Here is a 25,774-nt window from a genome sequence, read left to right as displayed (position 1 = left end):
TCCGCCGCTCAGCTGGTCTCGTCCAGGAGCGCCAGAACCTCGTCCTTGCCCTCGTGCTGGCGCCGCTTCAGCTTCTTCACCTCACGCGACAGCTTCTTGGCCTCGCGCGCCTTTTGCGCCGCCTCGCGGCGGTGCTTGTGCTCGCGGATCCACTCCCAGAGGAAGCCAAGCACCAGCCCGGCCGCGACCCCGCCGAGCACAATCACGAAGATGGGCAGCGCCACCGTCATATTGAAGCCGAACAGCTCGGCCAAAGCGGCGGGCATCAGTTTCAGTTCGACGATCGCGCGGTTGGCTACCGCCACCGACACCAGCACCACGGCGAGCGCCCCCAGAATTGCATAGCGAATGTAACGCATCAGGCCTTCCCGTTCAGCCGGTCCCGCAACAGCTTGCCTGTCTTGAAGAACGGCACGTGTTTTTCCTCGACATGAACCGTCTCGCCGGTGCGCGGGTTGCGGCCCACCCGGGCATCCCGCTTCTTGACCGAAAACGCCCCGAAGCCGCGCAGCTCCACCCGGTCGCCGCGCGCCATGGCATCGGTCACTTCCTCGAACACCGTGTTGACGATCCTCTCCACATCGCGCTGATACAGGTGCGGGTTTTCATCTGCAATCTTCTGAATCAACTCAGAGCGGATCATGTGTTGTCTCCTCCGGAACACCGTTGCCACTGGCTAGTTCTCTGAGAGTATAGGGAAAATTCCCGCAAGGGGGAGAGAAAACCGGCACGGGCAGCGGCAATTTGCCCGGGCGCGGCGGATTTTTCGCCGCAAGGGCGCCATGAGACGCGGCTTTCCGGACGGCGGCAGTCGGGGTCCGCGCGGGAAAGAACGCTTGATTCGGAGGATCAGAACCACCCCCCTTCCCCGCCTCCACACCATGGGCCGCGCATCTCCGGCGCGCGCGGGGGCGATGCGGACGGGTGTGATTGGCAGTTTATGTCTGCAAAGTCCGCAGACCCTCTAAAGGAACCGCCCAGCATCAGCCAAATCGCCGCCGCGTGGGGGCGCGCCGGCCATGCGCGGCGGCCTTCGGCCTTGTTCCGCGCCGGGCGGCATGCGCCTCAGGGTCCGGGTTTTGCGCAGTGCAGAACGCCTGCGTGACGAATGCCCCCACACAAAAAAGCCCCGCAGTTTCCTGCGGGGCTTTCGATTGTCAGCCGTAAGGCCGGGGAGCTTAGTCGCCCGACTTCAGCGCGGCGCCCAGGATGTCGCCCAGCGATGCGCCGGAGTCCGAGGAGCCATACTGTTCCACAGCTTCTTTCTCTTCCGCGATCTCGCGGGCCTTGATCGACAGGCCCAGTCGGCGCGACTTGGAGTCGACGTTGGTGACGCGCACGTCGACCTTGTCGCCAACCGAGAACCGCTCGGGACGCTGCTCGGCACGGTCGCGGCTCAGGTCCGAACGGCGGATGAAGGACTTCATGCCTTCGTATTCCACCTCGATGCCGCCGTCTTCGATGGCGGTCACGTTCACGGTGATCACGGAGCCGCGCTTCACGCCGCCCACGGCTTCGGCGAACTTGTCACCGCCCAGGGCTTTGATCGACAGCGAGATACGCTCTTTCTCGACGTCCACTTCGGAGACCACGGCCTGAACCACATCGCCCTTGCGGTAGTTCTGGATCGCATCCTCGCCGCGCTCGTCCCAGGACAGGTCGGAGAGGTGAACCATGCCGTCGATGTCGCCGTCGAGGCCGATGAACAGACCGAATTCGGTGATGTTCTTGACTTCGCCTTCGACCTGGGTGCCTTCCGGGTGGGTCTCAGCAAAGACTTCCCACGGGTTGCGCATGGTCTGCTTCAGGCCCAGGGAGACGCGGCGCTTGGCGCTGTCGATCTCCAGCACCATGACGTCCACTTCCTGCGAGGTGGAGACGATCTTGCCGGGGTGCACGTTCTTCTTGGTCCAGGACATCTCGGAGACGTGGACCAGGCCTTCGACACCGGGCTCCAGCTCAACAAATGCACCGTAATCGGTGATGTTGGTGACGCGGCCCTTGTGGACCGAGGAGAGCGGGTACTTGGCGCCCACCAGATCCCACGGGTCTTCCTGCAGCTGCTTCATGCCGAGGGAGATGCGGTGGGTTTCCTTGTTGATCTTGATGACCTGAACCTTGACGGTTTCGCCGATCGACAGGATCTCGGAGGGGTGGTTCACACGGCGCCAGGCCATGTCGGTGACGTGCAGCAGGCCGTCAACGCCGCCAAGGTCAACAAACGCACCGTATTCGGTGATGTTCTTGACCACACCGTCGACCGCCTGGCCTTCGGACAGGTTGCCGATGACTTCGGCGCGCTGCTCGGCGCGGGACTCTTCGAGGATCGCACGGCGCGACACCACGATGTTGCCGCGGCGGCGGTCCATCTTCAGGATCTGGAACGGCTGCTTCAGACCCATCAGCGGGCCTGCGTCGCGCACGGGGCGCACGTCAACCTGCGAGCCGGGCAGGAAGGCCACGGCGCCGCCGAGGTCGACAGTGAAGCCGCCCTTGACGCGGCCGAAGATCGCGCCTTCGACGCGCTGATCGTCTGCGTAGGCTTTTTCCAGGCGGTCCCAGGCTTCTTCGCGGCGGGCCATCTCACGGGAGATGACGGCTTCGCCGCGGGCGTTTTCTGCCGAGCGCAGGAAGACTTCCACTTCGTCGCCGACTGCGATTTCAGCAGCTTCGCCGGGGTTTGCGAATTCTTTCAGATCAACGCGGCCTTCCATCTTGTAGCCGACGTCGATGATGGCCTGGCCGGCTTCGATCGCCAGCACTTTGCCTTTGACAACCGAACCTTCGTCCGGAGTGTCCATTTCGAAGCTTTCGTTCAGGAGGGCTTCGAATTCCTCCATCGATGCGTTTTGAGCCATGAGGTCTCAGGTTTCCTTTTCAAACGGTTTTTCTGGCCGGGCGGTTGTCTCCACCGGTCTCGATTCAGCAGTGCAGGGCGTGGCCCGGAACCCATCTGATCAAACAAACACAAAGGGCCGAGGTGTTCCCCAGCCCTGCTCAGATGCGCCATCCGGACGTTGGCCGCCCATGTACTGACAGCGCGCTGTGTAAGTGGATTCTGGGCCTGAGGCAAGCCCCTTGCGGGACCTGCACCGGGCTTGGGCGGGCTTACGCGATCTCGGTCACGAAGCTCTCGCGGGGTTTGCGGACCTTGGGCAGCGGCAGCAGCCAGTCGCCCTCTTCCTGGCGGTGGCCGAGCGGCAGGAGCAGCACCGACCGCAGGCCCTTTTCGCGCAGGTTCAGGATCTCGTCCACTTTCTCCGGATCGAAGCCCTCCATCGGGGTGCTGTCCACCTCCAGTTCCGCCGCCGCCGCCAGCGCGAAGCCAAGCGCGATATAGGCCTGGCGGGCGGCGTGATCGTGGTTCACCCGTGCATCACGCGGCAGGTACATCGCCTTGAGGTTGGCGTAGTAGTCCCACAGCATCGGGTTGTCGCCGCGCTCTTCTTCCATCTGCCGGGTGACCGCGTCGATGCGCTCTTCGCTGTAGTTGTCCCAGGCCGCAAACACCAGAAGATGCGAGCCGTCGGTGACCTGCGCCTGGTTCCAGGCCACTTTGCGGATCTCGCCGCGGATTTCCGGATTGGTGATCACGAACAGCTCGAACGGCTGCGTGCCGCTTGAGGTCGGCGCCACGCAGATCGCCTCGATGATCTGATCGACCTTCGCCTGCGGCACCGGTTTGGACGGGTCCATCTTCTTGGTGGCGTAGCGCCAGTTCAGCTTCTCGATCAGCGTGCTCTTGGTCATCCTGCGGTCCTTTCGCGGCCCTCTGCGGCCTGTCTCCGGGGGTGGTATAGTTTTGTGACCGGAGATATATTGAGAACCGAAGCCGATACAAGAAGGCACATTTCTGACCCCCGGTATCAAGGAGGGAACCATCATGTCTGAAGCGCAGTGCCCGGAGTGCGGCCGCATCAACGAGGTCCTGTCCCGCGTCGGCGACCGCTGGAGCGTGCTGGTGGTGATTTCCCTCGCGCAATACGGCGTCTTGCGCTTTAACGCGCTGAAGCGGCATCTCGGCATCTCCCAGCGGATGCTGAGCCTCACCCTGCGCGAGCTGGAGCGCGACGGGCTGGTGAGCCGCACCTACCACCCGACAATCCCGCCCAAGGTGGAATATGCGCTGACGCCGCTCGGCGAATCCTTCCGCGAGCCGGTGCGCGCGCTCGGCCTCTGGGCGCTGGAGAACCTGCCCGAAATCGACGCCGCCCGCGCCCGCTATGACGCCGCCGCGGCTGAGACAGCGTGACGCGCGGCGCCGCCGTTAGCCCTGCGGCCGCGGGTGGCGCTCCCAGATACCGGCATCGCGCGCCAGCATCGCCGCCTCCGCCGCATCCAGGCGGGCGGCGGCGGCCTCCGGATCGCGGCTGCCGCCCGCCCGGGTCCAGAGTCTCAGCGCCGAGGCCGGGCTCCACGGCAGGCAGGCCGAGGCCAGCCAGCGCCGCAGGGGCGGCGGCAGGGCATCATAGGCTTGCATTGGACTGCCCTCCCGCCGGCGGCGCTTCAGGCGCGAGTTCAGATTGCGCCGGGGCTTGCGGTCAGCCATCGCGCCGCTTTCCTGTACGGCCCGGCAAGGCGGTGACCGGCCATCCACTGTTCTTCACCCCACACCCTCAATGTTATATCATATCACTGGCTGGACGCAGAGATAGCGATGTATCCGGCAACCTGCAAGCCCGGGGACGGGCGCCCCGGGGAAGCAGCCGCCTTCGCGCCTTGCCGGGCGCGGCGGCGGCGCTATCACCGGCTTAGCGGCGAGAGTCCACCACTTCCTTGGCCTTGGCCAGCGCCGCCTCGATGCTGAGTTCGCTGGTGTCGATCAGCACCGCGTCCTCGGCCGGCCTCAGCGGCGCCTCTGCCCGGTTCATGTCGCGGTCGTCGCGCGCCTTTACGTCCGCAAGCACCTCCGCCAGCGAGATTACCCGGCCCGCCTCGCTCAGCTCTGCATGCCGCCGCTTGGCGCGCACCTCGGCGCTGGCGGTGACAAACAGCTTCACCTGCGCATAGGGGCAGATCACCGTGCCGATGTCGCGCCCGTCCAGCACCGCGCCGCCCGCGCGGCGGGCGAAGGCGCGCTGGAAATCGGTGAGTGCTGCGCGCACCGCCGCGATCACCGCCACCTTGGAGGCCGCCTGCGCCACCTCCGCGCCGCGCAGGTCAGGCCGCTCGAGGTCCTCGGGCGTGAGCCCCTCGGCCGCCGCCACCGGTGCAACCCCGTCCAGCATCTTCGCGCCGACCGCACGGTAGAGAAGCCCGGTGTCGAGGTAACTGAACCCGTAATGCGCTGCGAGCGCCCGCGACAGCGTGCCCTTGCCCGCCGCCGCAGGCCCGTCAACCGCGATGGTGAAACTCTCGCTCATGCCCGCTCTAGCTTGGCGCCCAAGCCGCCCATCAGACTCTCGAAGATCGGAAAAGAGGTTGCAATCGGGCTGCCGTCATCGACCGAAACCGGGTTCTGCGCGCCCATGCCCATCACCATGAAGGACATCGCGATCCGGTGGTCGAGGAAGCTCTCGCAGGTTGCCCCGCCCGGCACGCCGTCGATGCCGAGCCCGGTGACTTCCCACCAGTCCTCGCCCTCCTCGACGGTGACGCCGTTGGCGCGCAGCCCCTTGGCCATCGCGTCGATGCGGTCGCTCTCCTTCACCCGCAGTTCCTTCACGCCCGCCATCATGGTCTTGCCGTCCGCGAAGGCCGCGACCACCGACAGCACCGGGTATTCGTCGATCATCGAAGCGGCCCGCTCCGGCGGCACCTCGATGCCCTTCATGTCGGGGGAGAACTTCGCCCGCAGGTCCGCCACCGGCTCGCCGCCTTCCTCGCGCGGGTTCTCGAAGGTGAGATCCGCACCCATGTCCTGCAGCGTGTAGAACAGGCCCGCGCGGGTGGGGTTGAGGCCGATGCCCGGCACCAGAACGTCCGAGCCCGGGGTGATCAGCGCAGCACAGACCGGGAAGGCGGCCGAGGACGGATCGCGCGGCACCGCGATCACCTGCGGCTTCAGCTCGGGCCGGCCGGTGAGGGTGATGACCCGGCCCTCGTCGCTGTCCTCCACGGTGATCTCGGCGCCGAACCCGGCCAGCATCCGCTCGGTATGGTCCCGGGTGGCTTCCTGCTCGATCACAACCGTCTGGCCCGGCGCGTTGAGGCCCGCAAGCAGCACCGCCGATTTCACCTGCGCCGACGGCACCGGCACGGTGTAGCGCACCGGCACCGGGTCGGCGGCGCCCACGATGGTCATCGGCAGCCGCCCGCCGGTGCGCCCCACGGCCTGCGCGCCGAACAGCGCCAGGGGATCGGTCACCCGCGCCATCGGCCGCTTGTTGAGGCTCGCATCGCCGGTGAAGGTCGCAGTGATCGGCGAGGTTGCCATCGCCCCCATGATCAGCCGCACCCCGGTGCCTGAGTTTCCGCAATCAATGACATTGCCCGGTTCGGCAAAACCACCGACGCCGACGCCATGCACCGACCAGCTGCCGCCGCCGTGGTCCACCACTTCTGCGCCGAAGGCCTGCATCGCCTTGGCAGTGTCGAGCACATCCTCGCCTTCCAGCAGGCCGGAGATTTTGGTCTCGCCCACCGCCATTGCGCCCAGGATCAGCGAACGGTGCGAGATCGACTTGTCGCCCGGCACCTCGGCCACGCCGGTCAGCGGGCCGCAGCGGCGCGAGGTCATCGGGATCGGGGTGCCATGGCCGGACATGCGGGCCTCCTCTCTGTCTGCTCGAGAAAGGCTGTTAGCGCATGACGGCGCCTTCGTCCACGGCTTCCTCAGCGACGGCCGGCAACGCACTGATCACGGCCTTGTCCGAGACCCAGCGCAGCCGCAGCGCGCTCCGCCATCGGACGGCCGCGTGCAGCCACCCAGCGGTGGAGGTTTTACGCCCCGCTCCGCGGATCGCGGGGGCATAAGCTGCCGGAACCCTATCCGCGCGCGGGGAGCGCAGCGCGCCGGTCCCTGATACGGCCCCTGATACGGCCGGCGGCCTTCCCTGCACAGGCGGACCCGGGCTCCCCGGCGTTGGCCGGCAGCACTGCGAAGGTTAGCCCAGGCGGCGGAAGGTCAGGTAATGCGGCGTGCGGCCCTCGCGCAACGCCTTCTGCTCGTAGCGGGTGGAGATCCAGTCCCCCCAGGGCTTGCGCCAGTCCTGCGGGCCCTCGGCCAGCCACTCGAACCCCGCTTTCGGAACCTCCTCCAGCGTCTGGCGCACGTAGTCGGGGATGTCAGTCGCGACGCGGAAGATCGCCCCCGGTTTCAGGCAGCGCGCCAGCGGTTCGAGATGCTCCGGGGTCACAAAGCGGCGGCGGTGGTGGCGCTTTTTCGGCCAGGGATCGGGATAGAGCAGGAAGGCGCGCGAGATCGAGGCTGCCGGCAGAACATCCATCAGGTCGCGCGCATCACCGGGGTGGATCGCAATATTCTCCGCCCCCGAATTGCGGATCTTGCCCAGCAGCATCGCCACCCCGTTGATGAACGGCTCGGCGCCAATGATGCCCGCCTGCGGGTTGCCGGCCGCCTGATGAACCAGATGCTCGCCGCCTCCAAAGCCCACCTCAAGCCAGACCTCCCGGCCGCCAAACAGCGCTTCAAGGTCGAGCGGAGTGCGCTCCGGGTTCTCGTCCCAGCCAACCGCGCCGGGGCTCAGCTCGGCGAGGTCTTCGTCCAGATAGCGCTTCTGACTGTCCTTCAGGGTCTTGCCTTTGAAGCGGCCATAGAAGTTACGCCAGGGCGCGCCGCTGGCGTGTTTGCCCGCGGCATTGGCGCGGGCGGACTGGATGCCGGTCCGAGTGCCGGTCTGGGGATCTGGGCTGGGCTGGGCGCCACGGGGCTTCTGGTCGCCGGACATGCGTCTGGCCTCCTGTTCCGGTCATCTGTGCAAGGCTGGCCGCTCCTGTGCCGCAGGACGGGCGGCGGGTCAAGCCGGGAGCGGCGGCAAGGCCCCGCAGGTCAGCGGTGCCGACGCAATGTTTCGCGCACGAAACAACCGGTCAGCACCGCTGACCGGTTCCGCCGCGCCGCAAGGCGCGGCGCCCGGCCCAACCGGTGGCGGGGCGCCCGCAAGGGCGGACTGGCAGACGGGCGGGAGCCCCTTGCCTCATACGGCGAGTCGCCCGTGCCGGTTAGGCCCGGGACGCCTTCCACACCGGCCCCGAAGCCTGCCGTGCCGCCCGTTGCCCTGCATACTGCGGACCAGACAGCCTTCGCGGCGCAAATAGAAAAGGGGCGCGCCCGGCGGGCCGCCCCTTTGCGTGGATCCGGGCCGGAAACCGCCGGCTCAGACCGCCTTTTTCAGCGCCTCGACCAGGTCGGTACGCTCCCAGCTGAAGCCGCCGTCGGCCTCAGGCTCGCGGCCGAAGTGGCCGTAGGCGGCAGTGCGCTGGTAGATCGGCTTGTTCAGCTCAAGATGCGAACGGATGCCGCGCGGGGTGAGGTCCATCACCCGGTCGATCGCCTTCTCGATTGCCGCCGGAGCGACCTCGCCGGTGCCGTGGGTATCGGCGTAGATGGACAGCGGCTTGGAAACGCCGATCGCGTAGGAGAGCTGAATGGTGCATTTTTCGGCCATGCCTGCCGCCACCACGTTCTTGGCGAGATAGCGCGCGGCATAGGCCGCCGAACGGTCCACCTTTGTGGGATCCTTGCCGGAGAACGCCCCGCCGCCATGCGGAGCCGCGCCGCCATAGGTATCCACGATAATCTTGCGGCCGGTCAGGCCCGCGTCGCCATCGGGCCCGCCGATCACGAAGCGGCCGGTCGGGTTCACGTGCCACTCGGTGGCCGCGGTCAGCCAGCCCTCGGGCAGCGATTCGCGGATGTAGGGCTCCACCAGGGCGCGGATGTCGGCGCTGGTCAGGGTCTCGTCCAAATGCTGGGTCGACAGCACCACCGAGCTCACCCGCACCGGCTTGCCGTTCTCGTAGACCACCGAGAGCTGCGACTTCGCGTCCGGGCCCAGCGCCGGCTCGGTGCCGTTCTTGCGCACCTCGGCGAGGCGGCGCAGGATCGCGTGGCTGTACTGGATCGGCGCGGGCATCAGCGCCGGAGTTTCGTTAGTCGCGAAACCGAACATGATGCCCTGGTCGCCGGCGCCTTCGTCCTTGCCGTCGGCAGCATCCACGCCTTGGGCGATATGGGCCGACTGCTCGTGCAGCAGGTTGGTGATTTCGACGGTGGCGTGGTGGAACTTGTCCTGCTCGTAGCCGATGTCCTTGATGCAGGCGCGGGCGATATCCTCGATCCGGCCCATGTAGTCATGCAGCTTGTCCTGGTCGGACAGGCCCACCTCTCCCCCGATGACCACGCGGTTGGTGGTGGCAAAGGTCTCCGCCGCGACGCGGGCTTCCGGCTCTTCCGCGAGGAAGGCATCCAGCACCGCATCGGAGATGCGGTCGCAGACCTTGTCCGGGTGGCCCTCGGAAACCGATTCCGAGGTAAAAGTATAGTTCTTACGGGTCATGAAAGGTGTGCTCCATTGGTTTCTGCCGTGTCACGCCAGGAAGCCGTTGTGACAGGGATCAGGACGCAGTACGCGCAGGCACCGCGCGGGTCAATCATAATCCACCAACAGTTAACCCGCTATGAGCGCCGTGCAAGCCTCTGGCTCCCGAGCACCGTAAAAACTCCGATAACCAGGCAGAGAGTGAAGACCGGCCAGTCGCCGCTGCGGCTGTAAAGTGTGGCGGGAAGCGCAGCAGGCAGGGCCGCGTCGAAATACCCGGCCTCGCCCAGCGCAAGATGCTCGCGAAGGATTCCGTCCGGGGCGATCATTGCCGAGACCCCAGTATTGGCGGCGCGCAGCATCGGCAGGCCTTGCTCAATCGCGCGCATGCGTGCCTGCACCAAATGCTGATAGGGCCCCGACCGCGTGCCGAACCAGGCGTCATTGGTGATCTGCACCAGCATCGCGGGCCGGGCATCTGTGCGCAGATCCTGAGGGAAAACAGCCTCATAACAGATCAGCGGCAGCGCCATGCCGCCCGGCAGCGGCAAAAGCTGTGCGCCCTCTCCCGCGGCATAGCCGGCGCCCGCCTGGGTGGCGAACCCGTGGATGCCGAAGCGCGCCATCATGTCACCGAAGGGCACGTATTCGCCAAAAGGCACCAGATGCGCCTTGTCGTAGGTGCCCTGCACCGCGCCAGTCTCGTCGATCAGCACTGCGGAATTATAGTAGCGCCCCGCCTCCTCGCGCTGGATCCCGAGCAGTACCGGGCTGCCCTGGGCGGCGCCGGCAATCACCGCAAGAGTGTCACCGGCGTGGTTCAGAAGCTGCGGCACGGCGGTTTCCGGCCAGAGGATGAGGTCCGGGCGCGGACCCTCTGCAGAAAAGGCGATCATCCGGCGCACGAAGTCCCAGCGCTGTTCAGGGTGCCACTTCTCGCTCTGCGGCGCGTTGGGCTGAACGATTCGCACCGTGGTGGCGGTATCGGGCGGCAGCGCGGGCGCGGGCAGCGCCAGCACCAGCCCGCCCGCAAGGGCGCCGGGCAGCAGTGCGGCCAGCGGGCGCTGCGGCAGAAGCGCCAGCGGCAGGCAGGCGAAAAGCGTCAGCAGCGCCAGCCCGTGCGGGCCGGTCCAGGCCAGCAGGCCCGCGGCGGGCGTGTCGATCCAGAACTGGCCGAAGGCGGCCCAGGGAAAGCCGGTGAGCAGGTAGGCGCGGGCAAACTCCGCCAGCCCCCAGACCGCCGCCAGCGCCGGCAGCCGCCAGGCGCCGCGGGCAAAGCGCGCCGCGAGGCCAAACGCGAGTCCCCAGTAAAGCGCCAGCCCCGCCGCCAGCAGCACCAGGGCAAAAGGCGCCATCCAGGCGTGGCGCTCGGGGTCGATCTGGAAAGGTTCGATGATCCAGGAGAGGCCGAAACCGAAATAGCCGAGGCCAAACAGCCAGCCCGCCAGCGCCGCTGCGCGGGCCGAGGTCGCGCCAAGCGCCAGACGCCCGGCCGCGGCAAGCGCCAGGGGCACACCCCAGAGAAAATGCCAGGGCGCCAGGGCCAGCGACAGGAGCGCGCCGCCCCCAAAGGCTAGCGCAGCCGGCGCCAGGCGAAGCCGGCGGGCGGCCTGCCGCAGCCCCACTGCGGTCATGCAGCGGCGTCCGGCAGCCGCACCCGGAGCCGCTTGATGCGGCGGGCATCGGCATCCATTACTTCGAACTCGGGGCCCTCGGGATGTTCGATCACCTCACCCCGGACAGGCACCCGGCCCGACAGCATGAAGACCAGCCCGCCGAGCGTGTCGATCTCTTCCTCGTCAACGTCATCGTGGCTGGTCAGCGAGCGGCCGATTTCGGATTCGAACTCCGCCAGCGGCGTGCGCGCTTGGGCGATGTAGCAGCCGGGCTTTTCCTTGTACCAGGTCTGGTTCTCGCCGCTGTCGTGCTCATCCTCGATCTCGCCCACCACCTGTTCGATCAAATCCTCGATGGTGACGAGCCCGTCGACGCCGCCGTATTCGTCGATCACCAGGGCCATATGGCGGCGTTCGGCCTGCATCTTGGTGAGCAGGACGCCAATCGGCATCGACGGCGGCACAAAGAGGAGCGGGCGCAGCATCTGCGCGAGGTCAAACTCGCTGCCGCCGCCGTTGAAGCCGTGGGTCAGCGCGAAGTCCTTGAGGTGGGCAAAGCCAAGCGGTGTGTCCAGAGTGCCCTCGTAGACTGGCACGCGGGTGAAGCCGCTGTCACGGAAGATATCCGCAAGCTCTTCCTTGGCAGCGGTGACCGGCGCGGCAATGATCTCCGCCGAGGGGATGGCCACATCTTCTACCCTGAGCCGGCGCAGATTGCCGATGCCCGGCGGCACGTCGCCTGCCGGAGCGGGGGATGTGTCTTCCGCGGCTTCCTCTGGGGCATCCGGGCTGAGCGCGCCGATCAGCCGCGTCCAGATGCCTGTCCTTTCAGGGGGCGGCATGTCATCCTCTGCCACGCCGTCGATGCTGTGCAGCGCGCTTTGCGCCGCGTTAGAACTGCCTTCTATGTCGCCCATTGATCCTATCCAAATGCCCCGGTCAGGGGGCGTCCTATCCCTTATATGGGTCAGGGATACCCAGTTTGCCAAGTAGCAGAACCTCAAGTCCTTCCATCCGGGCTGCATCCCGGTCACGGATGTGATCGTAGCCGAGAAGATGCAACAACCCGTGAACGGTCAGATGGCGGATGTGGTCGGCCAGCGGCTTGCCCGCTTCGGCCGCTTCGCGGGCGCAGGTCTCATAAGCCAGCGCGATGTCGCCAAGCGGAATTTCGCCGGTGAAATCAGGCTCCGGCGGCAAGGGTTCGCCGCCTTCCTCTTCCGCGGCCAAGTCCTCCGCGGGCCAGCTCAGCACGTTGGTGGGCGCAGGCTTGCCGCGGAACTCGGCGTTGAGCACGGCGATTCGCGCGTCATCGCAGGCCAGCAGCGAGATCTCGCAGGCCTCCGGGTCGAGCCCGTGGTGGGTCAGCACAGCAGCAATGGCTTCCTCGGCCAGCGGCTCAAGGCCGGCATCGAGCCAGCGGTCGTCTTCGATGGTAATGTCAATCGTCATGGATCGCTTCCGGAAGCGGGGGCCGCCCCCCGCACCCCCGGAGTATTTTCGGCAAGATGACAGGCGCGCGGCGCACCGGCGGTGTCAGGCTCGGACGCGGGGCCAGGCGGGTGCGGCAGGTCAGGCCGGTTTGGCGTCGGCGTCATAGGCCTCGATGATGGCGGCGACAAGCGGGTGGCGGACCACGTCGCGGGCGGTGAAATAGTTGAAGCTGATCTTGCCGATCGGCTTCAGCAGGCGCTCGGCATCGGCCAGCCCCGACTGCGTGCCGCGCGGCAGGTCGATCTGGGTGCGGTCGCCGGTGATCACCATGCGCGAGCCTTCGCCCAGACGGGTGAGGAACATCTTCATCTGCATCGTGGTCGCATTCTGCGCCTCGTCCAGCACCACGAAGGCATTGGACAGCGTGCGCCCGCGCATGAAGGCCAGGGGGGCGATCTCGATGCGCTTTTCCTCGATCAGCTTGGCCAGCTGCTTGCCGGGCAGGAAGTCGTTCAGCGCGTCGTACAGAGGCTGCATATAGGGGTCGACCTTGTCCTTCATGTCGCCGGGCAGGTAGCCGAGCTTCTCCCCCGCTTCCACCGCCGGGCGCGAGAGGATGATGCGGTCGACATGGCCGGTAATGAACATCGAGACGCCGACGGCGACGGCGAGATAAGTCTTGCCGGTGCCCGCGGGGCCAATGCCGAAGGCGAGTTCGTGCTCGAAAAGCGATTGCACATAGGCCTTCTGCGCCTCGGTACGCGGCTCCACCAGCTTCTTGCGGGTCTTGATCTCCACCCGGCCGCCGCGGAACATCTGCAGCTGGCCGTCGGGTTCGGCGCTGTCCGCTTCCGGGCTCATGCGCAGCTCGCGGTCGATGTCGCCGGTTTCCACGCTGCGGCCGGACTCCAGCCGGTCGTAAAGCGCGGCCAGCACGCCCGCCGCCTGTTCCCGCGCTGCATCCTCCCCCATCACCGAGAGCTGGTTGCCGCGGCGCACGATCTGCACGTCCAGTTTCTGTTCGATGTCCGCCAGGTTGCGGTCGTATTCGCCGCAGAGGTCGATCAGCAAGCGGTTGTCGGGAAATTCCAGCAGCACTTCGTGGGTGGCGGTCTGGTCTTGCGCGTCATTCAGGGCACCGATGGCCAAGCTGATCTCCTCAGTCCGGGGTTATGCTTCCAGTTTGCCGCCGCCTTGGCGATAGCGCAAGCGGGGCCTGAGCAATTTTCACGATGCTGAAACAAAACGGCCGCCCGGGGTGCGGGCGGCCGTAAGCCATTGGGCAGCCAAGTGTGCTGCCCGGGCAGCGGGACCGTGCCGGATCAGATCGGGTCGGCGAAGGTGGAGCCTGCCTTGAACGGTCCTGTGGCCACGTTGCGCGGCAGGTTGCTGTTGCAGACCGGCTTGCCATCCGGCGTGCGGCGCAGGTCGGCGTAGCCTTCCAGCCCGTCGTCGATGATCCAGTGCTCGCAGCCGCGCGGATCGACCCAGATGCCCGCGGTCAGCCGCGAGAGATCCTGGGACTGGCCGTCGGCAAGGTGGCGGTCGAAGGTTTTGTCCAGCGCTGGCGAGCAAGCAGTGAGGACGGTGGCGGCGGCCAGCGCGGCGGCGGCTTTCACGGTGTTCATCTTTGCTTCCCTCTCAGCGCAGGCAGTAGATTTCGACGCGGCGGTTTTGCGCCATGTTGGCGGCACTGGTGTTCGGCACCCGCGGGTCGCGTTCGCCATAGGCGCGCACCTCGGCGATCCGGGCGCCGGTGGTGCGGGCAACCGCGGCCACCGCATCGGCGCGGCGCTGCGACAGGCGGACGTTGTATTCATCCGAGGCGCGGCTGTCGGTGTGGCCCGCGATCACGAAGGCGCGGGCATTGCCGGCCTGCGCCTTGCGGAAGAACTCCTGCAGGCGGGCGCGGCCTGCGGCGTTGATCTGGTGCCGGTCGGTGGCGAAGAACTGATCCGCGGGCATCACCCCGCAGATGCTGCCGCGGCGGCAGACCGGCTTGCCGTCCGGGGTGACATGCGGGGTCATGAAACCTTCGGAGCCGTCGTCCATCACCCAGTGCTCGCAGCCGTCGGGATCGACCCAGATGGTAGGCACGTAGCGCTCGCCCTTGATCACGCGCTTTTGCGGCTGCGCGGCCGGCTCCTGCGCCGCGGCGGGTGCGATGGCGATGCTCAGCGCCGCCGCGGCAACGGCGAAAACGGCGGCCGCCTGTTTCGCTTTGAATGTCAACAAATCCCCAATTCCTTCCCCTAAGTTCCCCGGTAGGCACAAGCCATCGAGCTGCTTGCGTTTAGGCCATCAGCGCCAAAGTAGCTGGATCTGATGGCATTTACCCGCAAAATAATGCGCATTTTCAGGGCAGATTAGACGCAGACCGGGAACAGAGGGAGAGGTCCGCGGCAATTGTCGCGGCAAGCGATGCAATACGGACCCACCCGGCTGCCGAGAGCCAGTGGCACGCCCGCCCCCGGGAAGAGAAAGCGGCGGCTCGCGGCCGGCCCGGGCCAGCCGCGGCGCCCCGGGCAGCCGCCTCAGGCGGTCAGTTCGCCCGCCAGCGAATTGGCGCCCGAGGAGACAATCCTCACCCGGCGCAGATCGCCGGCGGCCGCATCGCAATCGGCCACATGCACCGCGTGCAGGTAGTCGGATTTGCCGACCATCTGCCCGGGCAGGCGGCCCGGCTTTTCGAACAGCACGCCGACCTCGCGGCCGACCATGCTGTCCTGCACCGCGCGCTGCTGGCGGGTCAGGAGAGCTTGCAGCCGCTGCAGCCGGTCATCCGCCGCGGCCGGGTCGACCTGCGGCCGCTCCGCAGCCGGGGTGCCGGGGCGGGTGGAGTACTTGAAGGAATAGGCGGTGCCGTATTTGACCTCCTCGACCAGTGCCATCGTGGCCTGGAAATCCTCTTCGGTTTCTTCCGGGAAACCAACGATGAAGTCGCCCGAGATCAGGATGTCGGGACGGGCCGCGCGGATGCGTTCGATCAGGCGGATGTAGCTTTCCGCGGTGTGGGCGCGGTTCATCCGCTTCAGGATCTTATCCGAGCCGGACTGCACCGGCAGGTGCAGGTACGGCATCAGCTTCGAGCAGGTGCCATGCGCCTCGATCAGATCGTCCATCATGTCGTTCGGGTGCGAGGTGGTGAAGCGGATGCGCTCCAGCCCGTCGATCTTGTCGAGCTGCCAGATCAGCTGCGCCAGGGTCACGTCGCCATCCGGCCCGGCACCGTGGTAAGCGTTCACGTTCTGGCCCAAAAGCGTGATCTCACGCACGCCGCGCTCCACCAGCTCCTGCGCCTCGCGCAGGATGCGGTCCGCGGGCCGCGAGACCTCAGCGCCGCGGGTATAAGGCACGACGCAGAACGCGCAGAACTTGTCGCAGCCTTCCTGCACGGTAAGGAAGGCGGTGGGGCCGCGCTTGGCCTTGGCGCGGGCCTTCAGCGTTTCGAACTTGTCGTCCTCGGGGAAGTCGGTGTCGAGCACCTTTTCCCCTTCGCGCGCCCTGGCTTCCATCTGCGGCAGACGGTGATAGCTCTGCGGGCCGACCACCAGGTCGACCAGCGGCTGGCGCCGCATGATCTCCTCGCCCTCGGCCTGGGCGACGCAGCCTGCAACGCCGATCTTCAGGTCCGGCTTCTCCGCCTTCAGCCCCTTGAAGCGGCCGAGCTCGGAATAGACCTTCTCCGCCGCCTTTTCGCGGATGTGGCAGGTGTTGAGCAGGATCATGTCGGCGTCATCGGGCGTCTGCGTTTCCACATAGCCCTCGCCGCCCAGCGCCTCGGCCATGCGTTCGCTGTCGTAGACATTCATCTGACAGCCATAGGTCTTGATAAACAGCTTCTTCGGGGCGCTCATGGGGGTCTGCCTTCACCTGTGTGCGGATCAGCGGCCTGCCATACAGGCAAAGGGCGCCGCTTGCAATCGGCGCCGGATTACCCGATTTTGGCTGCAAAGGCCAGCGAAGGCCGGCAAATGCAGGGGCAGGCAGGCATGCGGTATCCGTCGCTCGGCGACTTCCTGAAGCGCGGCAAGGCCTTGCTGGAACGCGGCCCGGTAGCGCTGATCCTGGCCGAGGACGAGGTGGAGACCGCCTCCACCCTGCGCCACCACCTGGAGCGCGGATTTCGGACGGTGGCGGTGCTGATGCCAGAGAGTTTCGCGCTGGAGGCGGAGCTTGCCGCGCGCGTCCACCGCATCACCTTCGACAGCAGCGCGCCTGCGGCGGCGATACGGGCCGTGAACGCGGTGATCCGGGCAGCGAAGCCGGGCTGCTGGCTCTACTACTGCTATAATGCGGAATACCTGTTTTACCCGTTCTGCGAGACCCGCAGCGTGGGAGAGATGCTCGCCTTCCACAGCGAGGAGCGGCGCGATGCGATGCTCACCTACGTGGTCGACCTCTACGCGGGCGATCTCACGGCAAACCCAAGCGGTGTGTCGCTTGGGGATGCCTGCCTGGACCGCTCGGGCTATTATGCACAGTCCCGCCCCGACCCGGAGACAGGCCGGCCGCTGCCGCGGCAGATGGATTTCTTCGGCGGCGTGCGCTGGCGCTTCGAGGAGCACATCCCGAAGGCCAGCCGCAAGATCGACCGGGTAGCACTGTTCCGGGCCAGGCCGGGCCTCAGGCTTCTGGAGAACCACACCTTCAATGAACCCGAGTACAACACCTACGAATGCCCCTGGCACCACAACCTGACGGCTGCGATCTGTTCCTTCCGCACCGCCAAGGCGCTGAAGCGCAACCCAGGTTCCACCTTCGGGATCGAAACCTTCCGCTGGCACAATTCGGCGCCTTTCGAATGGCACTCCCGCCAGCTCCTGGATCTCGGGCTGATGGAGCCCGGGCAGTGGTTCTGAGCCCGGTGCGGTCTGCCTGACGCCCCTCTGCCCCGGGCGCTTTCACGCTTTCCTCACGCATCGTGACCGGCACCGCGGTTGATACAGCCCTTCCGCAAGCTAGGCTTATCGGCGAGCCAAGCCCAGCCGGGACCGGAAAAACCCAGGAAGGACGCCCGCATGCAAGATCTCTCCCCCGCCCCGCATCTGCGCTCCGCGGATGCAGAGCCCGGCGCGCAGGAGCTGCCCGATCTGCCGGACCACCCGCCCCGCTTGGCCGAGCGCCTGCTGCACCGCTTCGCCCGCTTTCTGCCGCTTGCCTTCTTCCGCCGCCCGCCCAAGATCATCATCATTGACGCCACCAACAGCTGCAACCTGCGCTGCCCGGTCTGCCCGGTGACCTTCGCGATGTCGCGCAAGCGCGGAATGATGAAGCCGCATGTGTTCCGCAAGATCATCGACGACTTCAAGGACCAGCGCGAAAAGCCCGCGATCTACTTCAGCTTCTCCGGCGAGCCGACACTGCACCGCGATCTGCCGGACTTCATCGCCTATGCCCATGACAGCGGCCACGACACGTATCTGTCGACCAACGCCACCCGCCTTACGCCGGAGATGAGCGAACGGCTGATCCGCTCCGGCCTCGGCCGGGTGAATCTCTGCATGGATGGCTTCTCCAAGGAGGCGCAGGAGGCCTACCGGGTCAACTCCGACTTCGATCAGGTCAAAACCAATATCGAAACCTTCCTGAGCCTGAAGCGCGAGATGGGCTGCAGGACGCCCATCACCGTGCTGCAGACCCTTCTCACCAGCTACTCCGAGCCGCAGATGGAAGAAATGGAGGCCTGGGCGCGCGAGGCAGGCTTTGACCGGGTTCGGTTCAAGACCTTCTCGATCGGCTCCTACACCTCCGCCGACCAAAAGCGCGAGTTCGCGCATTTCCTGCCGCGCGCGAAGGAGCTGCGCCGCCACCCCCGCCACACCAGCCACGCGCTCTGCACGGTGCCGCTGTTCCAGTCGGTGGTGTTCTGGAACGGCGACCTGGGCCTCTGCTGCATCGACTACGACCAGGTGATCCAGCTCCCGAACGTGGAGCGCGACGGCTTCCTCGCCGCCTACCGGTCGGACGAGGCCGCCCGCGCCCGCAAGCGCGGCTTCCTGAAGCAATTCAGCATCTGCAAGACCTGCTCTTTCTCCAATGCCGAGAACATGGGCATCCGCCGCGACCTCAAGACCTGATCACGCGCCCGAACCGGCCTGCCCGCTTCCTCTTGCCCAAAATATCCCGGGGGTGAGGCTCAATGGGCCGAGGGGGCAGCGCCCCCTCCCCTTGCCACGAAGCCCCGCACCCCCGATGCTTCCGGTCAATCACACTCGGACCACGGCAAGAGCGCGCATGAAAATCATCTTCTCCCGCAAGGGTTTCGACAGCTCCTCCGGCGGCGGCCCCTCGCCCATCATCGGCGGCGTGCCGGTCAGCCTGCCGATCCCGGGTGCGGCGGGGGAGCCCTATTGCTTCGGGGATCTCAGCCACCCCGCGGGCGGCCCGCTTGCCCCTCTGGCAGAGCAGCACGGCAAGGGCGGGCTCACCGCGCGCCACCCCGCGCATCACGACCCGCAGATCCCCTGGACGCCGGGCCCGGCGGTGCTCGGCCAGCAGGGGGCGGCGCAGGCGCATTTGGTGAACCAGGGTGTGGGGCCGGGGGACGTGTTTGTCTTTTTCGGGCTGTTCCGCGATTTCTCAGCCCCGCGGGAAGATCCGGACGCCCGCCCGCATCACCGGATATTCGGCATGATGCGCGTCGCAGAACTCATCCACCCAGGCGCGGAGGGTGCGCCCGGCCGGTGGCGCAGCTACGGCCTTCCCGGCCCGCATCCGCATACCGACCGGCCGCGAAGCCTCGCCAACAACGCGCTCTGGCTGGGGGAGGGCCGGCTTGCGCGCAATACCTCCCCTGACCTGCGGCTCACCGTGCCCGGCGCCAGCCCCTCGCTCTGGCAGGTGCCGGAATGGCTGGTGCGGCACGGGCTGAGCTATCACAGCAAACCGGAGCGCTGGCTGGAGGGCAACCGCTTGCAGATCGCTTCCCGCGGGCAGGAGTTTGTCTGCGATGCGGGCGATGACCCGGCGGCGGCGGATTGGGCAGCGGCGCTCTGGGCGCTTCTGGGAGAGGCGGCGAAGCCGGCCTGAACCGGCCTGTCAGCGTTGCAGCAGCAGCGGGAACCAGTCCTCGCGCAGGCGCTGGCCCGCACTCATGCCATGTCCGGGAAACGGCGGCGAGGTCGGGCCCGGGCGCTCCACATAGCGCGCATCATCACCCACCAGCCGCAACGAAAACGCCCGGCGGCGGGTGCTGCTTGTGTTGCCGCGCGCGCCGTGCAGGGTGCGGAAGTTGAAGGCCACCGCATCGCCCGGCTGCATCGCGTATTCGCGGATCTCCATGCCCTCTGCCTCCGGGTCGGGGACCGGCATGTATTGGCCCTCGTCGGCAAAGAACCCTTCTTCGGAAACCCAGCGGGTCGGCAGCACTTCCTTTTCCCAGCGGTGCGAGCCCGCGACGCAGCGCAGCGTCGCCTCCTCCACCGCATCGAGCGGCGACCAGAAGCTGATGGTCTGCTGGCCTTCGACGAAGTAATAGGGCCCGTCCTGGTGCCAGGGCGTCGGCATCGAGGTGCCGGGCTCCTTCACCAGCACGTGGTCGTGGAACATCTGCACGGTGGAGGATTGCATCAGGTCTGCCGCGACCTCCGCCGCGGGCGACGCTTCGATGGCCTGCGCGAACTCCGGGATGCGGGTCCAGTTGCAGTAATCGTCAAAGAAGCGCCCGGTCTGGCCTGCCTTTTCGTTGTTGGAGGCATAGGGCCCCGGCTGCGCCATATTGGCGGCGACCCCGTCGCGCAGCAGTTCGACCTGGCCGGCAAACAGCCCGCGGATCAGCACCACGCCGTCGCGCTGGTAATCCTCGACGTGGCTTTGGGTGATGAGGGGGTGAACCATGGGCGGCCTCCGGATGGCGATTGCTGCGAATGCGATGCGTCCTTCCTGCCCCGGCGCCAGGCATAGTTTCAAATCATATCTTTCTAATATACCCTTCTGCCCATGTTATACCTCACCCTGCGCCACTACGAATATGTCTGCGCGGTTGCGCGCCATGGCAGCCTGTCGGCGGCGGCGCATGCGCTGCATGTGAGCCAGCCTGCGCTTTCCGCCGCGCTCACGCGGATCGAGGCGCGGCTGGGCCATGCGCTGTTTTTGCGCCGCAAGGGCGCGCCGCTGGCGCTGACGCCGCAGGGGCGGGCCTTTGCCGCGCGGGCGCAGGCGCTGGTGGATGAAGCGGCGCGGCTGGAGGACCCGGCGGGTGCGGCGGAGGGGGCGCAGAAGCTCGTGCTTGCCTGTTTCAGCGATCTGGCGCCCTTCCTGCTGGCCCCGGCCTTGAAGGCGCTGCGGGAGGCGCTGCCCGGCACCGAGGTCACCTGGCGCGCCTGCGGGTTCGAGGCGCTGATCGGCGCGCTCACCCGCGGCGAGGCGGATCTGGCGCTGAGTTATGACCTGGGGCTGGATGCGGGATTCGACCGGGTGGAGCTGGAGCGTATTGCGCCGCACGCGCTGGTGCCGCCCGGGCATGCCCTGGCGGCGCAGGCAGATTTGAGCCTCGCCGAGCTGGCCGCGCATCCGCTGGTGCTCTCGCAGGAGGGGCTTTCGGTGCAGCACATGCTGGGCCTGTTCAAGGCCGAAGGTCTGGTGCCTAAGATCGCCCACCGGGCGGAGACGCTGGAGCTGTTGCGCAGCCTGGCCGCCAATGGCGAGGGCGCGGGGCTGAGCTACAGCTTGCCGCCGGGCGGAACGAGCTATGACGGGAAGCCCTTGCGGGCGGTGCCGGTGCGCGACGAAGTTGCGCGGGAGCCGGTGATTCTCGCGACCCACGCCGATCTGGCCGCCACTGCTCCGGCGCGGCAGGCCTGTGCGGTGCTGAAGCGGAGCCTGCCCAGCTTGCGCTCAGCGCTTGCGCAGGCGGATTACCACGTCGACTGAGGCGATCTCCATCCCCTCGGGCGCTTCCGGCAGCTTGTGGATCACCAGGTCCTGCGCGGGCGCGTCGCTCACCCGGTTTTCGTCTTCCCAGAAGAAGTGCGGATGGTCGTGGGTGTTGGTGTCAAAGTAACTTTTCGACCCGTCGAGCGGGATTTCCTGCAGCACGCCCGCGTCGCAGAAGGCGCGCAGCGTGTTGTAGACCGTGGCCAGGGAGACCGCGGCGCCCTTGGCCTTGGCGGCCTCGAACAGGCTTTCGGCGGTGATATGGCGGTGCTTGCCGTCGCCGACCAGCAGTTCGGCCAGCGCCACCCGCTGCCGGGTCGGGCGCAGGCCGGCTTCGGTCAGCCAGCGGGTTGCCGTATCTTCGCTGTTTGGCGTCATGAGCAGGTCCTGCCTCGCGTTGCTGACCGTATATATAGGGCCGTCGGACCCGGATTTTCAAATGAAATTCATTTGCAGCTGCCGCACGCCCGGGGCGTCAACAGTGCGCCAACCTGTCCCAGCTGCCCTTGCAGGACCCTCGGGCCGGGTGCTACAGGGAACCTGATATTCAAACCGGATCCCCGTATCCGCACCGGACCCCAGCAGGAGATGCGCCCGAATGGCCGACTACCCCAGCAGCTTTGACAAAGACGATTTGCTGAAATGCGCAAGGGGCGAACTGTTCGGACCCGGCAATGCGCAGCTTCCAGAACCGCCGATGCTGATGATGGACCGCATCACCGAGATCAGCGCCGACGGCGGCGAGCATGGCAAGGGCCATGTGATCGCCGAATTCGACATCACGCCGGACCTGTGGTTCTTCGAGTGCCACTTCCCCGGCAACCCGATCATGCCGGGCTGCCTGGGCCTGGACGGCCTGTGGCAGCTCACCGGCTTCAACCTGGGCTGGCGCGGCTGGCAGGGCCGCGGCTATGCGCTTGGCGTGGGCGAAGTGAAGCTCACCGGCATGGTGCGCCCGGACCGCAAGATGCTGACTTACCGGGTCAACTTCACCAAGGCCGTGCAGACCCGCCGCCTGACCATGGGCGTGGCCGATGGCATCGTGGAAGCTGACGGTGAGGTGATCTATCAAGTCAAGGACATGAAGGTGGCGCTGTCGGAGAGCTGACCGGCAGCTGACGGTATGCTGACTGGCCGCCGCCGCATTCACATTACAGAAAACAGGAGAGCGCACATGCGTCGCGTCGTCGTCACCGGATTGGGGATCGTCTCCTCCATCGGGAACAATGCCGAAGAGGTTCTCGCCTCTCTGAAGGCCGGCAGATCCGGCATCGAGGCCAGCCCGGAAATGGCGGAGCACGGCTTCCGCAGCCAGGTGGCCGGCACGCTCAAGATCGACGTGGCCCAGCACGTTGACAAGCGCACCCTGCGGTTCATGGGCCCGGGCGCGGCCTATGCCCATATCGCGATGAGCCAGGCAATCGCCGACGCGGGCCTTTCCGAGGATCAGGTGGTGAACGAGCGCACCGGCCTTGTGGCAGGCTCCGGCGGGCCGTCGACCTCGGCTATGTTCTCGGCGCATCAAACGGTGCTGAAATCCGGCGCCACCAAGCGCATCGGCCCCTTCGCGGTGCCCAAGTGCATGTCCTCGACCATTTCCGCGAACCTTGCGACGGCCTTCAAGATCAAGGGCATCAACTACTCGATCACCTCGGCCTGCTCGACCTCGCTGCACTGCATCGGCAACGCCGCCGAGCAGATCATGATGGGCAAGCAGGACGTGATGTTCGCGGGCGGCGGCGAGGAGCTGGACTGGACCCTGTCCTGCCTGTTCGACGCCATGGGCGCGATGTCCTCGAAGTACAATGACACGCCCGAAAAAGCCTCCCGTGCCTTCGACCGGGACCGCGACGGTTTCGTGATCTCCGGCGGCGGCGGCATCGTGGTGCTGGAAGATCTGGACCACGCGCTGGCGCGCGGCGCCAGGATCTATGCCGAGGTGACCGGCTTTGCCGCCACCTCCGACGGGCACGACATGGTGGCGCCCTCGGGCGAAGGCGGCGAGCGCGCGATGCGGCTGGCGCTGCAGAGCGTGCCGGAGGGCCGCAAGGTCTCCTACATCAACGCGCACGGCACCTCGACCCCGGTGGGCGACGTCGGCGAGATCGAAGCCGCGCGCCGCGTTTTCGGCACGGGCCAGGTGCCCCCGGTCTCCTCCACCAAGTCGATGACCGGCCATGCCCAGGGCGCGGCCGGCGCGCTGGAGGCGATCTTCTGCCTCCTGATGCTGGACCAGGACTTCATCGCCCCCTCGATCAACGTCGACACACTCGCCGAAGGCATCGAACCGGGCGAAGTTGCAACCGGGCTGGTGGAAAATGCCGGGCTCGACTCGGTGATGACCAACAGCTTCGGCTTCGGCGGCACCAACGGCTCCATGGTTTTGAGCAAGTACAAGGGATAACGCCGGATGCCAGGAATTCTCACCGGAAAACGCGGCCTGATCATGGGTGTCGCGAACGACCGCTCCATCGCCTGGGGCATTGCCAAGGCGATGCATGAGGCGGGTGCCGAGCTGGCCTTCACCTACCAGGGCGAAGCCTTCGGCAAGCGGCTGGAGCCGCTGGCGGCCAGCGTCGGCTCCGACTTCATGGTGGATGTGGACGTGACCGATGACGCCTCGCTGGATGCAGCATTCGAGCAGCTCGCGGCGCGCTGGGACAGCATCGACTTCGTGGTGCACGCGATTGCCTACTCCGACAAATCCGAGCTGACCGGGCGGTTCCTCAACACCTCCCGCGCCAACTTCAAGAATTCCATGGACATCTCGGCCTATTCCTTCATCGACGTGGCGCGCCGCGCCTACCCGCTGATGCAGGAGAAGGGCGGCAGCCTGATCACGCTCACCTACCAGGGCTCGAACCGGGTAGTGCCGAACTACAACGTGATGGGCGTGGCCAAGGCGGCGCTGGAATCGGCGACCCGCTACCTGGCGAATGACCTTGGGCCCGACGGCATCCGGGTGAACGCGATCTCCCCCGGCCCGATGAAGACCCTGGCCGGCGCCGCGATTGGCGGCGCGCGCAAGACCTTCAAGCACACCGCCCAGAACGCACCCTTGCGGGAGAACGCCACGCTCGAGGCCGTGGGCGGCACCGCGGTCTACCTCGCGTCCGACGCCGGCGCCTGCACCACGGGGGAGATCATCCGGGTCGACGGCGGTTTCCACGTGCTGGGCATGCCGCAGCAGGAGCATCTCTGAGCCGGGGCTGCCCCAAAAGCGGACGGTTTCGAAAGGGCGCCTTCGGGCGCCCTTTTTTTCGCCTCGTGAGGCGATGGGACTGCAGGAATTTACGGACATAAGAGAAACGCCGCGCCTTGCCGCGCGCGAGGGCGATCCGCTCAGATGCAGATGGCGGATTATCCCCGCCCGGTGCGCACGCTTTCCCGATCCGGTGCCAATCCCGGACCAAACCGCCGTCGCGCCGGAAACTGCCCGCGGGGAGGCGGCCTCCCAGCCTTGAGCCGCGCGGGGATGGAGACCGGCACCGGGCTTCACCCGGTCAGTGCCGGGCGCCGCTTATCCTGTTCGACTCGCCGATCCAGCCGGACGCAAAGTCCACCAGAGCGCCATAGGGGCATATCCTGCACTCCGCATGCCCCAGCGTCCCGCGGCCAACCTGGCCAGCTGCCTCGAAAGCGGCGCCGGCTGCGGGGAACAACCGCCCGAGATCGTCAGCCACGTCCGGTGTCTCGATCCACGCCGCATTGCCGGGGCCGGTCTTGAACCGGCGCAGCTTGGTCCGGCGGTACTGGGCAAGGGTTTCGGCGGTATGCAGCGCAGAGCACCTGTTCCACCCCACCCCGATCAGCAGGATCTTCATTTTCCGCCGATGCGCAAGGCGGCCAAGCGGCGTCTCCGGACCAGTAGCCCAGGCCGGGGAATGGGGCTCCGCATACGCCGCGGCATCCTTCCCGTGCAGGCAGATGGATACCGCTGGATGTGAGCTGCGCACGGTTCCCGGCCAGGTCCGGAAGGTCTCTGCAATGATCCCCATGCCGGAGGCCGGAGACCGCAGCGGGTCAAAGCCCGGCACGGCAAGTTCGATGGCGGCGATCTCACCGCGGGAGAGCGTTTCTGAATCGAAGTGCGGCGGGAGGTACGCATCGGATGAGAAGGCCGGCATCCCAAGGAGGCCATCTGGCCCAATCGTCTCCAGCAGAGCTTCGACGATACAGCGCGCGCCTCCGACCACCGGACCGATCGCCCGCGCCGAGGCATGAACAAACAGCCCGTCCCCCTGCGCGACGCCCAGGGCCCGGAGGTCGCGCGCGAGGCTTTCAGCGGAGAGGATCTGGTGCGCCATCCAGCAGAGTGTCGCAGGACCGGCCGGCCGCCGCAACGGTCCCGGCGGAAATGCGGAAATAGCCGCACACCGCCCGGTGTGACAGCTGCGGCACTTC

Annotated in this window: 27 protein-coding genes and 1 riboswitch; of the genes, 8 read left to right on the top strand and 19 right to left on the bottom strand. The window is 66.9% G+C overall.

Annotation, left to right across the window (positions count from 1 at the left end; genetic code table 11):
* Positions 1–8: 8 nt before the first annotated feature.
* The 4 genes from ACOHWE_RS08770 to ACOHWE_RS08755 all read right to left on the bottom strand — a co-directional run bounded on the left by ACOHWE_RS08770 (position 9) and on the right by ACOHWE_RS08755 (position 3,750).
* Positions 9–359: a LapA family protein gene (locus tag ACOHWE_RS08770; protein WP_420665722.1), complete on the bottom strand. Its 351-nt coding sequence runs from the start codon at positions 357–359 to the stop codon at positions 9–11.
* Entirely contained in the window at positions 359–643 is a 285-nt protein-coding gene (gene ihfB / locus ACOHWE_RS08765; RefSeq protein ID WP_065272335.1) for an integration host factor subunit beta, read from the bottom strand. Before ihfB ends, ACOHWE_RS08770 begins: the two co-directional genes overlap by 1 nt.
* Positions 644–1,178: 535 nt before the next feature.
* Entirely contained in the window at positions 1,179–2,858 is a 1,680-nt protein-coding gene (rpsA, locus tag ACOHWE_RS08760; protein ID WP_420665720.1) for a 30S ribosomal protein S1, read from the bottom strand.
* Between the two features lie 250 nt (positions 2,859–3,108).
* Entirely contained in the window at positions 3,109–3,750 is a 642-nt protein-coding gene (locus ACOHWE_RS08755; protein ID WP_420665719.1) for an NAD(P)H-dependent oxidoreductase, read from the bottom strand.
* Between the two features lie 133 nt (positions 3,751–3,883).
* Between ACOHWE_RS08755 and ACOHWE_RS08750 the strand changes: the two genes are divergently transcribed.
* Positions 3,884–4,252 carry a winged helix-turn-helix transcriptional regulator gene (locus ACOHWE_RS08750; protein ID WP_420665718.1) on the top strand — a complete coding sequence of 123 codons (369 nt, stop codon included), beginning with the start codon at positions 3,884–3,886 and terminating at the stop codon, positions 4,250–4,252.
* Positions 4,253–4,267: 15 nt separating this feature from the next.
* On the opposite strand, the gene ACOHWE_RS08745 is transcribed toward ACOHWE_RS08750, so the two are convergent.
* The 12 genes from ACOHWE_RS08745 to miaB all read right to left on the bottom strand — a co-directional run bounded on the left by ACOHWE_RS08745 (position 4,268) and on the right by miaB (position 16,350).
* The gene (locus ACOHWE_RS08745; RefSeq protein ID WP_420665717.1) at positions 4,268–4,549 is read right to left on the bottom strand and encodes a DUF6525 family protein; all 282 of its coding nucleotides are present in this window, start codon (positions 4,547–4,549) and stop codon (positions 4,268–4,270) included.
* A 202-nt stretch (positions 4,550–4,751) separates the two neighbouring features.
* Positions 4,752–5,363, bottom strand: coding sequence for a (d)CMP kinase (locus ACOHWE_RS08740; RefSeq protein WP_420665715.1), 612 nt, complete (start codon positions 5,361–5,363; stop codon positions 4,752–4,754).
* The gene (aroA, locus tag ACOHWE_RS08735; RefSeq protein WP_420665714.1) at positions 5,360–6,706 is read right to left on the bottom strand and encodes a 3-phosphoshikimate 1-carboxyvinyltransferase; all 1,347 of its coding nucleotides are present in this window, start codon (positions 6,704–6,706) and stop codon (positions 5,360–5,362) included. Before aroA ends, ACOHWE_RS08740 begins: the two co-directional genes overlap by 4 nt.
* A gap of 340 nt (positions 6,707–7,046) precedes the next feature.
* The gene (gene trmB / locus ACOHWE_RS08730) at positions 7,047–7,850 is read right to left on the bottom strand and encodes a tRNA (guanine(46)-N(7))-methyltransferase TrmB (protein ID WP_420665713.1); all 804 of its coding nucleotides are present in this window, start codon (positions 7,848–7,850) and stop codon (positions 7,047–7,049) included.
* Positions 7,851–8,279: 429 nt separating this feature from the next.
* Complete coding sequence (gene metK / locus ACOHWE_RS08725; RefSeq protein ID WP_420665712.1) at positions 8,280–9,461, bottom strand: methionine adenosyltransferase; 1,182 nt, start codon at positions 9,459–9,461, stop codon at positions 8,280–8,282.
* A gap of 8 nt (positions 9,462–9,469) precedes the next feature.
* Positions 9,470–9,519: riboswitch (SAM-SAH riboswitch) on the bottom strand.
* Between the two features lie 61 nt (positions 9,520–9,580).
* Positions 9,581–11,077 carry an apolipoprotein N-acyltransferase gene (gene lnt, locus ACOHWE_RS08720; protein WP_420665710.1) on the bottom strand — a complete coding sequence of 499 codons (1,497 nt, stop codon included), beginning with the start codon at positions 11,075–11,077 and terminating at the stop codon, positions 9,581–9,583.
* Positions 11,074–11,976 (bottom strand): hemolysin family protein, encoded by a 903-nt coding sequence (locus tag ACOHWE_RS08715; RefSeq protein ID WP_420665708.1) that lies wholly within the window; start codon positions 11,974–11,976, stop codon positions 11,074–11,076. The genes lnt and ACOHWE_RS08715 overlap by 4 nt, the downstream gene beginning before the upstream one ends.
* Before the next feature lie 34 nt (positions 11,977–12,010).
* Positions 12,011–12,511 (bottom strand): rRNA maturation RNase YbeY, encoded by a 501-nt coding sequence (ybeY, locus tag ACOHWE_RS08710; protein WP_420665707.1) that lies wholly within the window; start codon positions 12,509–12,511, stop codon positions 12,011–12,013.
* Positions 12,512–12,631: 120 nt separating this feature from the next.
* Entirely contained in the window at positions 12,632–13,642 is a 1,011-nt protein-coding gene (locus ACOHWE_RS08705) for a PhoH family protein (RefSeq protein ID WP_420665706.1), read from the bottom strand.
* A gap of 173 nt (positions 13,643–13,815) precedes the next feature.
* On the bottom strand, positions 13,816–14,121 hold the full coding sequence (locus ACOHWE_RS08700) for a hypothetical protein (RefSeq protein ID WP_420665704.1): 306 nt from the start codon (positions 14,119–14,121) through the stop codon (positions 13,816–13,818).
* A gap of 13 nt (positions 14,122–14,134) precedes the next feature.
* A complete protein-coding gene (locus ACOHWE_RS08695; protein WP_420665929.1) occupies positions 14,135–14,725 on the bottom strand; it encodes an OmpA family protein in 591 nt (196 codons plus the stop codon).
* A 302-nt stretch (positions 14,726–15,027) separates the two neighbouring features.
* Entirely contained in the window at positions 15,028–16,350 is a 1,323-nt protein-coding gene (gene miaB, locus ACOHWE_RS08690) for a tRNA (N6-isopentenyl adenosine(37)-C2)-methylthiotransferase MiaB (RefSeq protein ID WP_420665703.1), read from the bottom strand.
* A gap of 135 nt (positions 16,351–16,485) precedes the next feature.
* On the opposite strand from miaB, the gene ACOHWE_RS08685 reads away from it, so the two are divergent.
* The 3 genes from ACOHWE_RS08685 (at position 16,486) to ACOHWE_RS08675 (ending at position 19,525) form a co-directional block, all read left to right on the top strand.
* Positions 16,486–17,355, top strand: a complete 870-nt coding sequence (locus ACOHWE_RS08685; RefSeq protein WP_420665702.1) for a glycosyltransferase family 2 protein — start codon at positions 16,486–16,488, stop codon at positions 17,353–17,355.
* A 159-nt stretch (positions 17,356–17,514) separates the two neighbouring features.
* Entirely contained in the window at positions 17,515–18,573 is a 1,059-nt protein-coding gene (locus ACOHWE_RS08680; protein ID WP_420665701.1) for a radical SAM/SPASM domain-containing protein, read from the top strand.
* A 157-nt stretch (positions 18,574–18,730) separates the two neighbouring features.
* A complete protein-coding gene (locus ACOHWE_RS08675) occupies positions 18,731–19,525 on the top strand; it encodes an Nmad3 family putative nucleotide modification protein (protein WP_420665700.1) in 795 nt (264 codons plus the stop codon).
* A 9-nt stretch (positions 19,526–19,534) separates the two neighbouring features.
* Here the strand turns inward: ACOHWE_RS08675 and ACOHWE_RS08670 are convergent, their stop codons facing one another.
* Positions 19,535–20,332: a phytanoyl-CoA dioxygenase family protein gene (locus ACOHWE_RS08670; RefSeq protein ID WP_420665699.1), complete on the bottom strand. Its 798-nt coding sequence runs from the start codon at positions 20,330–20,332 to the stop codon at positions 19,535–19,537.
* A 102-nt stretch (positions 20,333–20,434) separates the two neighbouring features.
* Here ACOHWE_RS08670 and ACOHWE_RS08665 point away from each other — a divergent pair, with 102 nt between their 5' ends.
* A complete protein-coding gene (locus ACOHWE_RS08665) occupies positions 20,435–21,367 on the top strand; it encodes a LysR family transcriptional regulator (protein ID WP_420665698.1) in 933 nt (310 codons plus the stop codon).
* Here the strand turns inward: ACOHWE_RS08665 and irrA are convergent.
* Positions 21,332–21,748, bottom strand: a complete 417-nt coding sequence (gene irrA / locus ACOHWE_RS08660; RefSeq protein WP_420665697.1) for an iron response transcriptional regulator IrrA — start codon at positions 21,746–21,748, stop codon at positions 21,332–21,334. The two genes, ACOHWE_RS08665 and irrA, sit on opposite strands and share 36 nt — an antisense overlap.
* A 220-nt stretch (positions 21,749–21,968) precedes the next feature.
* Between irrA and fabA the strand changes: the two genes are divergently transcribed.
* The 3 genes from fabA to ACOHWE_RS08645 all read left to right on the top strand — a co-directional run bounded on the left by fabA (position 21,969) and on the right by ACOHWE_RS08645 (position 24,572).
* Positions 21,969–22,478, top strand: a complete 510-nt coding sequence (gene fabA, locus ACOHWE_RS08655; protein ID WP_420665696.1) for a bifunctional 3-hydroxydecanoyl-ACP dehydratase/trans-2-decenoyl-ACP isomerase — start codon at positions 21,969–21,971, stop codon at positions 22,476–22,478.
* A 66-nt stretch (positions 22,479–22,544) separates the two neighbouring features.
* Entirely contained in the window at positions 22,545–23,774 is a 1,230-nt protein-coding gene (gene fabB, locus ACOHWE_RS08650; RefSeq protein WP_420665695.1) for a beta-ketoacyl-ACP synthase I, read from the top strand.
* Between the two features lie 6 nt (positions 23,775–23,780).
* Positions 23,781–24,572 carry an enoyl-ACP reductase FabI gene (locus ACOHWE_RS08645; RefSeq protein WP_420665694.1) on the top strand — a complete coding sequence of 264 codons (792 nt, stop codon included), beginning with the start codon at positions 23,781–23,783 and terminating at the stop codon, positions 24,570–24,572.
* A gap of 301 nt (positions 24,573–24,873) precedes the next feature.
* On the opposite strand, the gene ACOHWE_RS08640 is transcribed toward ACOHWE_RS08645, so the two are convergent.
* Positions 24,874–25,677 (bottom strand): AAC(3) family N-acetyltransferase, encoded by an 804-nt coding sequence (locus ACOHWE_RS08640; protein ID WP_420665692.1) that lies wholly within the window; start codon positions 25,675–25,677, stop codon positions 24,874–24,876.
* Between the last annotated feature and the right edge of the window lie 97 nt (positions 25,678–25,774).

Origin of the sequence: Cribrihabitans neustonicus (assembly GCF_048820895.1) — a bacterium.
GTDB lineage: Bacteria > Pseudomonadota > Alphaproteobacteria > Rhodobacterales > Rhodobacteraceae > Cribrihabitans_A > Cribrihabitans_A neustonicus.
This window is presented reverse-complemented; position numbering and strand designations above follow the sequence as displayed.